Annotated in this window: 10 protein-coding genes; 5 read left to right on the top strand and 5 right to left on the bottom strand. The window is 51.6% G+C overall.

Features of this window, described 5'->3' with window-relative positions; genetic code table 11:
- The 4 genes from L5470_RS04185 to psbD all read left to right on the top strand — a co-directional run.
- Positions 1 to 705, top strand: a 705-nt coding sequence (locus tag L5470_RS04185) for an ISL3 family transposase (RefSeq protein WP_499498322.1), incomplete at its 5' end; no start/stop codon positions are given.
- 176 nt (positions 706 to 881) lie between these two features.
- On the top strand, positions 882 to 1,604 hold the full coding sequence (locus L5470_RS04180; RefSeq protein ID WP_099799017.1) for an ABC transporter ATP-binding protein: 723 nt from the start codon (positions 882 to 884) through the stop codon (positions 1,602 to 1,604).
- Positions 1,605 to 1,635: 31 nt separating this feature from the next.
- Positions 1,636 to 2,142, top strand: coding sequence for a GNAT family N-acetyltransferase (locus L5470_RS04175; protein ID WP_499498320.1), 507 nt, complete (start codon positions 1,636 to 1,638; stop codon positions 2,140 to 2,142).
- Positions 2,143 to 2,274: 132 nt separating this feature from the next.
- A complete protein-coding gene (gene psbD, locus L5470_RS04170; protein ID WP_099799577.1) occupies positions 2,275 to 3,333 on the top strand; it encodes a photosystem II D2 protein (photosystem q(a) protein) in 1,059 nt (352 codons plus the stop codon).
- A gap of 113 nt (positions 3,334 to 3,446) precedes the next feature.
- Here psbD and L5470_RS04165 read toward each other — a convergent pair whose 3' ends face one another.
- The 3 genes from L5470_RS04165 to L5470_RS04155 form a co-directional block, all read right to left on the bottom strand.
- Entirely contained in the window at positions 3,447 to 3,803 is a 357-nt protein-coding gene (locus L5470_RS04165; RefSeq protein ID WP_099799015.1) for a ribulose bisphosphate carboxylase small subunit, read from the bottom strand.
- A 38-nt stretch (positions 3,804 to 3,841) separates the two neighbouring features.
- Entirely contained in the window at positions 3,842 to 4,228 is a 387-nt protein-coding gene (gene rcbX, locus L5470_RS04160) for a RuBisCO chaperone RbcX (protein WP_099799014.1), read from the bottom strand.
- Between the two features lie 65 nt (positions 4,229 to 4,293).
- On the bottom strand, positions 4,294 to 5,721 hold the full coding sequence (locus L5470_RS04155) for a form I ribulose bisphosphate carboxylase large subunit (RefSeq protein WP_099799013.1): 1,428 nt from the start codon (positions 5,719 to 5,721) through the stop codon (positions 4,294 to 4,296).
- 420 nt (positions 5,722 to 6,141) lie between these two features.
- Here L5470_RS04155 and ylqF point away from each other — a divergent pair, with 420 nt between their 5' ends.
- The gene (gene ylqF, locus L5470_RS04150; RefSeq protein ID WP_448514003.1) at positions 6,142 to 6,987 is read left to right on the top strand and encodes a ribosome biogenesis GTPase YlqF; all 846 of its coding nucleotides are present in this window, start codon (positions 6,142 to 6,144) and stop codon (positions 6,985 to 6,987) included.
- Positions 6,988 to 7,008: 21 nt separating this feature from the next.
- On the opposite strand, the gene psaX is transcribed toward ylqF, so the two are convergent.
- Complete coding sequence (gene psaX, locus L5470_RS04145) at positions 7,009 to 7,119, bottom strand: photosystem I protein PsaX (RefSeq protein ID WP_227517316.1); 111 nt, start codon at positions 7,117 to 7,119, stop codon at positions 7,009 to 7,011.
- Between the two features lie 148 nt (positions 7,120 to 7,267).
- Positions 7,268 to 8,281: a cytochrome d ubiquinol oxidase subunit II gene (cydB, locus tag L5470_RS04140; RefSeq protein WP_499498316.1), complete on the bottom strand. Its 1,014-nt coding sequence runs from the start codon at positions 8,279 to 8,281 to the stop codon at positions 7,268 to 7,270.
- Positions 8,282 to 8,289: the final 8 nt, after the last annotated feature.

The following is an 8,289-nucleotide window of genomic DNA, read 5'->3' as shown; positions in this document are numbered from 1 at the left end:
GACGACATCAGGGAGTTCTTAACGGCGGATGAGCAGCAGCGCCAGAAGCAGGAAGATGTGAGGCAAGTGCTTGAGGCATGGGGAGCAGCAGTACTCAATCAAATTATTGAGGTGAGCATTGACCTGTCTGGAAACTATAAAAGTTTGGTTCATAAACTCCTACCGAATGCTACGGTGGTTGCTGACCGATTTCATGTTATAAAAATTGTGAATCAGGAATTGGATAAGGCTCGACAAAGTATTTGTAAAGCGAATGAGCAGACGGTAAATGAAGTCCAGAAAGCCCAGATTGCAGCCACGCTCAAACAAAGTAAATATGCGTTACTCACGCCGGAGGAAAATCTAACTCAGAAGCAAAAAGCAAAACTGGAAGAAATTCGAGAAGTAGTGCCAAGTCTGGCTCGAATGCATCAGGAGAAGGAATCGTTTAGAGCCATCTTTGAGCAAGCAAAAGATTGGAAAAATGGAACCTTTCAATTGCTCGATTGGTTAGCTCAAGCTCAGGATTCTTTTCAAGAGAGCGTAAGAACAATTTGTCGGTGGTTTGGTGAAGTCACCGCCTATTTTGATAATCACACAAATAGTGGTGTTGTTGAAGGTATTAACAATAAATTGAAGCTGATCAAGCGGTCAGGTTATGGGTTCAGGAACTTTGACAATTTTCAGTTACGTTGCTTAATTTGCTGGCATTTAGCTATTGATTAAGCATAACTCGGACGATAGAGCCGGGGGCTTGGATCGCCTATGGCATTTATCAACTGGTGATGCGTATAAGCGCTGTGCTCAAAACTGCCCCCGTGAAAGGGTGAGTTGATGCATCGGTAACTAGGCCAAGGAGTCCCGCTACAATTTGTAATAGTTGCATTCAATTCAACCGGCTCATGAGCACACCTCCTCTGATTTGTCTTGAGCATTTACAGAAAATCTATGGTCAAGGTGAAACAGAAGTGCGTGCGCTCAATGGCATTGACCTCCAAATCCAGCACGGAGAATACGCTGCCATTATGGGGGCCTCAGGGTCTGGCAAATCCACGATGATGAACATTATCGGCTGCTTGGATCGACCCACCTTTGGTAAGTATTTTCTGGATGGTCAAGATGTCTCGCGGCTCACGGATGATGAATTGGCGCATATCCGTAATGCCAAAATTGGCTTTGTGTTTCAGCAGTTCCATTTGTTGGGGCAACTGACAGCGCTGGAAAATGTGATGCTGCCGATGATCTATGCCCAAGTTCCCCCCAAAGAACGACGGGAGCGAGCGATTGTGGCGCTGGAAAAGGTAGGACTGGGGCACCGCTTACATAACCGCCCAAATCAACTATCTGGGGGACAACAGCAACGTGTGGCGATCGCCCGTGCCATTGTCAATCAGCCATTGTTGCTGTTAGCTGATGAGCCAACGGGTGCCCTTGATAGTCAAACAACTATTGAAATCCTTGATATTTTTAGTCAGTTGAATGCTGCTGGGATGACGGTTGTCATGGTTACCCATGAGCCAGACGTAGCTAGTATTACGCGACGCATCATTCACTTTCGCGATGGCCAGATTCGCTCTGATGTGCCAAATATACCTAACTCTGCCGTCGCTTCTGCTTTATTATGAACTACCCCACCGGATAGACGGAGTCTCTGCCTTGTCCTTAGCATTCCAGATTCGTGCGGCTGCCCCCGCCGATGTACCGACTCTATTTCGCCTGATTCAAGACCTAGCTGCCTACGAACATCTAAGCCATAGCGTCAGTGGCACCGTTGCGCAGCTAAGGGAGCACCTGTTTGGCGATCGCCCCTACGCGGAAGCCCTCCTCGCTGAAAGCCACGGCCAAGGGATTGCCTATGCCCTGTTCTTTACCACCTACTCCACATTTTTGACCCGACCGGGACTCTACCTCGAAGATCTGTTTGTGCTGCCCACCTATCGCCGCCAAGGAGTTGGCACCGCTTTGATCAGAGCACTGGCTCGTATTGCCCGCGATCGCCACTATGGCCGCCTAGAGTGGAGTGTCCTTGAGTGGAACCATCCCGCCATTGCCTTTTATGAAGGCATTGGTGCTGAGGTGTTACCTGACTGGCGCATTTGCCGCTTGAGTGGTGCCCCCCTTTGGCAATTGGCGCAGAGCCAGTCATCCCAAGCCAGCAGTTGAAATCTCAAAACGACCTTTGCTAGATTAAAAGCGTTGTTAAGATTCGTAAACTTGGCGCTCACTTTATCTTTAGGGCAACCTAAAGGTGCAGCCAAGCGCGAACCCGGTATTATCTTTGTGGAGTTTAATCCCATGACAATAGCAATCGGACGTGCGCCAGCGGAGCGAGGATGGTTCGACATTCTCGACGACTGGCTCAAGCGCGACAGATTTGTGTTTGTGGGCTGGTCAGGCATCCTGCTGTTTCCCTGTGCCTACCTTGCCCTGGGTGGTTGGCTGACCGGCACCACCTTTGTAACCTCGTGGTACACCCACGGCTTAGCCTCCAGCTACTTGGAAGGCTGTAACTTCCTGACCGTGGCAGTCTCGACCCCGGCCAACAGTATGGGACACTCCCTGCTGCTGCTGTGGGGACCCGAAGCCCAAGGGGACTTTACCCGCTGGTGTCAACTGGGAGGCCTGTGGACGTTTATTGCCCTCCATGGTGCCTTTGGCCTCATTGGCTTTATGCTGCGGCAGTTTGAAATTGCCCGCTTGGTTGGCATTCGCCCCTACAACGCCATTGCCTTTAGTGCGCCGATTGCCGTATTTGTGAGTGTCTTTTTGATTTACCCACTGGGGCAGTCGGGCTGGTTCTTTGCGCCTAGTTTTGGGGTAGCGGCGATTTTCCGGTTCTTGCTATTCTTCCAAGGGTTCCACAACTGGACCTTGAACCCCTTCCACATGATGGGGGTTGCCGGAGTGCTGGGGGGTGCCCTACTGTGTGCCATTCACGGTGCGACGGTTGAAAATACCCTGTTCCAGGATGGGGAAGGGGCCAGTACCTTCCGTGCCTTTACCCCCACCCAGTCGGAAGAGACCTATTCGATGGTGACGGCGAACCGGTTCTGGAGCCAAATTTTTGGGATTGCCTTCTCGAACAAGCGCTGGCTACACTTCTTTATGTTGTTTGTGCCAGTGACAGGTCTGTGGATGAGTGCGATTGGAGTCGTAGGGCTAGCGGTGAACCTGCGCTCCTACGACTTCATTTCGCAAGAGATTCGTGCGGCTGAAGACCCTGAGTTCGAGACGTTCTACACCAAGAACATTCTGTTGAACGAAGGGATTCGGGCGTGGATGGCGCCGCAAGACCAACCCCATGAAAACCTAGTCTTCCCCGAAGAGGTACTCCCCCGTGGTAACGCCCTCTAGTAATTCTAGGGAGAGAATGAGCACCTAGAGCCAAAAACCTAGAGCAAAAAATAAGCCCCCATGCTCAGACTGGGGGCTTTGCCGTTTTAAGCAGGTAGTAATAGGGCTAGGGATTAGTAACGGTAGCCGCTATAACCACTATTGCCCTGATTGGGTTTGTGGACGATAAAGCTCATCACCTGACACTGCTTAATGTTGTCAAAAGCCACAACACGAATGTAGCAGTTGGGGTATTCCGAGCGGCACTGCTGCACCTCGTTGAGTACCTCTTGGGGGCTGGTGCAGTTGAACAGGGGCAACTTCCACATGGTCCAGTAGCGGATTTCAGCATCAGAGCTTTCGTTGAACTCGACGCAGGGGTGGTAGCCTTGCTCAATGGTGTACTGAATTTGCCGCGCAATCTGGGCATCACTCAGCGGCGGCAAGTAAGAAAAGGTTTCGTAGCGACGCTCTTTGGGTAATGTTTTCATAGGTTCCTCAATCAAAAAACAAGGACAATCAATCGCATTCAGTCGGTTGTTGATTCAGGGGGTGGGCTGCCCTCAACCGAGACATCTGACACTTGGGTCATCCGCTCTAATTGCTGGCAGCGTTGCTGTCGGTTCGCCTGCTGGATGCCGGTACGCAGCATTTCCGGTAAGTAGTCTGCCACCATTTCTGCCAAATGCTCTCGCACCGTAAGAATACGAAAGCCCAAATCCTGCTGCTCGCGAAAGAGTGCCTCAAGGTAGCGCTCGCCATCTTGAACATTTTCACGACTGGTAAATTGCTGCAACCACAGGGATCGCGGTGGATCAGTCTCTGCAAGCTGGGCAATTACCGTCCGCACCGCCTGATAGGTAAGGTAACTAATCAGGGTTTTACTGGTTTGTTTGGCAATGTGTTTAACATCCATAGGCGTGGGGGAAAACCGCAGCAGCAACTTTATGCTTAGCTCCGATTGAACCCCATTACCACCCTCTAGATCGTGTCTTGAGCTTCAAACTCAAATTTAATTTCTTTCCACAGTTCGCAGGCAGCAGCCAACTCAGGACTCCAGCGAGCTGCTTCACGGATAATATCACCGCCTTCACGCATCAGGTCACGGCCTTCGTTGCGGGCTTGGACACAGGCTTCAAGGGCAACGCGGTTGGCGGTTGCGCCGGGCGCATTCCCCCAAGGGTGACCCAAGGTACCGCCACCAAATTGCAGCACAGCGTCATCCCCAAAGATGTCCACGAGGGCAGGCATGTGCCAAACGTGAATCCCACCAGAGGCTACGGCCATGACGCCGGGCATCGATGCCCAGTCTTGGGTAAAGTAAATGCCTTTGGAGCGATCTTGCTCGATATAGTTTTCCCGCAGCAGATCCACAAAGCCAAGGGTGACTGCTTTGTCCCCTTCAAGTTTGCCGACCACCGTACCCGTGTGGATGTGGTCGCCCCCAGACATCCGCAGACACTTGGCTAAGACGCGGAAGTGCATCCCGTGGTTTTTCTGACGGTCAATCACCGCATGCATAGCACGGTGGATGTGCAACAGCACGCCATTGTCGCGGCACCACTTGGAAAGGGTGGTGTTGGCAGTGAACCCAGCGGTGAGGAAGTCATGCATGATGATCGGCATCTCGAGTTCTTTGGCAAACTCTGCCCGCTTCAGCATTTCTTCACAGGTGGCGGCGGTAACGTTCAGGTAGTGACCTTTGATTTCACCGGTTTCTGCTTGGGCTTTATGAATCGCATCGGCGACAAACAAGAAGCGATCGCGCCAGCGTTGGAAGGGTTGCGAGTTGATGTTCTCGTCATCTTTGGTGAAGTCGAGACCACCGCGCAAACACTCATAAACCGCACGCCCGTAGTTTTTTGCCGATAGACCCAGCTTCGGTTTGATGGTGCAACCGAGCAGCGGGCGACCATACTTGTTGATTTTGTCCCGCTCGACTTGGATACCGTGGGGTGGCCCTTGGAAGGTTTTCAGGTAGGCAACAGGAATTCGCAGGTCTTCGAGGCGTAGCGCTTTCAGGGCTTTGAAGCCAAAGACGTTCCCTACGATGGAGGTGAGCATGTTGGTAACAGAGCCTTCCTCAAACAGGTCGAGGGGATAGGCAATGTAGGCAATGAACTGGTTATCTTCGCCAGGCAGCGGCTCAATGTCGTAGCAGCGGCCTTTGTAGCGATCTAAGTCGGTGAGGAGGTCGGTCCACACCGTTGTCCATGTGCCGGTGGAGGATTCCGCAGCCACCGCAGCAGCCGCTTCTTCAAAGGGCACACCCGGCTGAGGGGTGACCCGAAATGCCGCTAGAATGTCGGTATCTTTGGGGGTGTAGTCCGGTGTGTAGTAGGTGAGGCGGTAATCTTTTACCCCAGCCTGATACCCAGTTTTCTGGGATTTTGATTGCGTATAGGCCATAGACGTTTTTCCTTTTTAACAGTTAATGTGCCGTTGAGAGCAGCCTCTGCACTTGGCAACCTTTGCAATGGAATATGTGTGCAACGCTACGATTGACCCCACTGCTGGGGCAAAATTTAGCAATACGAAACTCAGCGAGATGGTGCAAACATCCGCAAGTCTGTTGTGTCGTCGTAGGTCTTATGCTTAAGCATCAGCTTAGTTGATACCCAATGCAATAACTTTTGCTTTGAAGATTCTTAATTATTCTATAGGTTTGAGTTATCAATCTTTAGAGTTGTTTATAGGTTTCTAATCAAATGCTTACTTGCATAGCCCTATATCTATTTAATTGTATCGAAGTATTGCTAATAGTCAATCAAAACTAGTACTTATGGGCGATCGCTCTATTGTTATGTCAAGAAAGGGAGTGCAATTTCTATGGGTTCGTTAATTCAGTGGTATCCTGGCCACATTGCCAAGGCGGAGCGGGCGTTGCGAGAGCAGCTCAAGCAGGTGGATCTCATTTTGGAGGTGCGCGATGCCCGCATTCCCCTTGCCAGCCATCATCCTCAAATGGCCCAGTGGGCAAGGGGGAAGCAGCGGTTATTGGTTCTAAATCGGGTCGATATGATTCAGGAGGGCGATCGCCAACGGTGGAGTCAGTGGTTCAGTCGTCAAGACGAGGTGCCTTTTTTTACCAATGCGCAGCGGGGGCAAGGGATTCGCATGCTCCAAAATGCTGCCCTCAAAGCAGGAACTACTATTAACCAACGACGGCAGCAGCGAGGGATGCAAGCACGAGCGGTACGCGCTGTGGTGTTGGGATTTCCCAATGTTGGGAAGTCGGCACTGATTAATCGACTCCTTCAGCAGCGCGTTGCTGAAAGTGCGGCGCGACCCGGAGTGACGCGACAACTGCGCTGGATTCGTATTTCTCCCATTTTGGAGTTGCTTGATGCGCCGGGGATATTGCCTGCTAACTTGCAGGATCAGCAGGCGGCTATTAAACTGGCCATCTGTGACGATATTGGCGAAGCAGCTTACGATCCGTGCCGCATTGCGCCGGAGCTGGTGGCGTTGCTCAAAGACCTGAAACAGGAGCACCGGCTCAAGGATCGCTACGATCTGGCGGTGGGCGATCGCTCTGGGGAGAGTTATCTTTACGATCTTGCACAGCAGCGCTATCACGGTAACCTTGAGCGCGCTGCCCGGCAACTGCTACAGGACTATCGCCGCGGCCAACTAGGGGCGATCGCCCTCGAGCAACCCCCCCTAGCCGCTTAGGTAACGAACAATGACTACCGATTACTTAAGGATGCCAAAGTAGTATGCGGCAACCAAGAAGTTAATCGCCAGCAGGAGCACTGCCCAAAATGTGCGAAACGTGTAGGTGGGCTTTGCAGACTTTGTTGCCATAGTTGACATCCTCTTTGATGGAAAACGGCACCCTGATTATACCAAACAGCTTTGCTCAACGGATTCACAACAGCAGCACAGGGTGCAATCTCTCTTGAGGGCATCGAGATCAACGCTAGTGGAGGTAGCCATAACAGTTGGTGGGTCTCTAGGCAACCACCTTGCCACGGAATACCAAATAGTTATAGAGGTTGTAGGCCAGCATAATCGGAATTAAAAAGGCCACAAAGATCAGCATAAAAACTTGGGAGCTAGGGGCTGCCGAGGCCTCATAGATCGTGACACTGGGGGGAATGATGTTGGGAAAAATCACAAACCCCAGCCCAATAAAGGACATAAGAAAAATCAGAAATGTCCAGACCAGTGGCATAGATTCCTCGCGACGCTTCAGGCTCCGCAGTAGCATGGCAATGAGGAACACTCCCAACAGGGGAATCGCAGCAAAAACGTAGAACAGCGGTGGCTGAAACAGTTGTTCGCGCACCTGTACATGGAAAATCGGAGCCGTAATCGTAATCAAAATGGCACCGATCAAGGTTGTCCATGTGGCAATGGTGGCGGTTTTATAGTGGGTGTTCTGCAACTCGCCGCTGGTTTTGTAGATTAAGTAGGTGGAGCCAATGAGAACATAGCCTTGAATGAGGGTCAGCGCCACTAAAACCGAGTGCCATGTCAGCCAGTCCCACATGCTGCCCGCAAAATTCCCCGCGGCATCGACGTTAATGCCTTCAAATACAGTGCCTACGGCAAACCCTTGCCCCAAGGCGGCCAAGAAACTGCCAACGCCAAAGGTCAGGTTCCATACCCGCTTGTTGTTGGCGTTTTCGCGAAATTCAAAGGAAACGGCTCGCAAAATCAGTCCTACGACCATGATGACGGCGGGCAGGTAAAGGGCATTGAGGATGGKGGCGTAGGCCAAGGGAAAGGCACCAAAGAGGGAGCCCCCCATCAGCACGAGCCATGTTTCGTTTGCATCCCAGACATTGCCGAGGCTGGTCATGAGGATATTCCGCCGTTGCTCGCTGCTAGCGGTCAGCGACAGAATGCCAATGCCCAAATCAAAGCCATCGAGGAGAATGTAGAGGAACAGAAATAAACCCAGAATGCAAAACCACACCTGGGGCAGGAAATGCTGGAGGGGGGCTAGAGGATTGGTGTCCATAGGAGTTT

It is taken from the genome of Synechococcus sp. PCC 6717, assembly GCF_022698185.1.
GTDB lineage: Bacteria > Cyanobacteriota > Cyanobacteriia > Thermosynechococcales > Thermosynechococcaceae > Thermosynechococcus > Thermosynechococcus lividus.
Note: the sequence above shows the minus strand (reverse complement) of the source record. Positions and strands in the feature narration are given on the sequence as shown.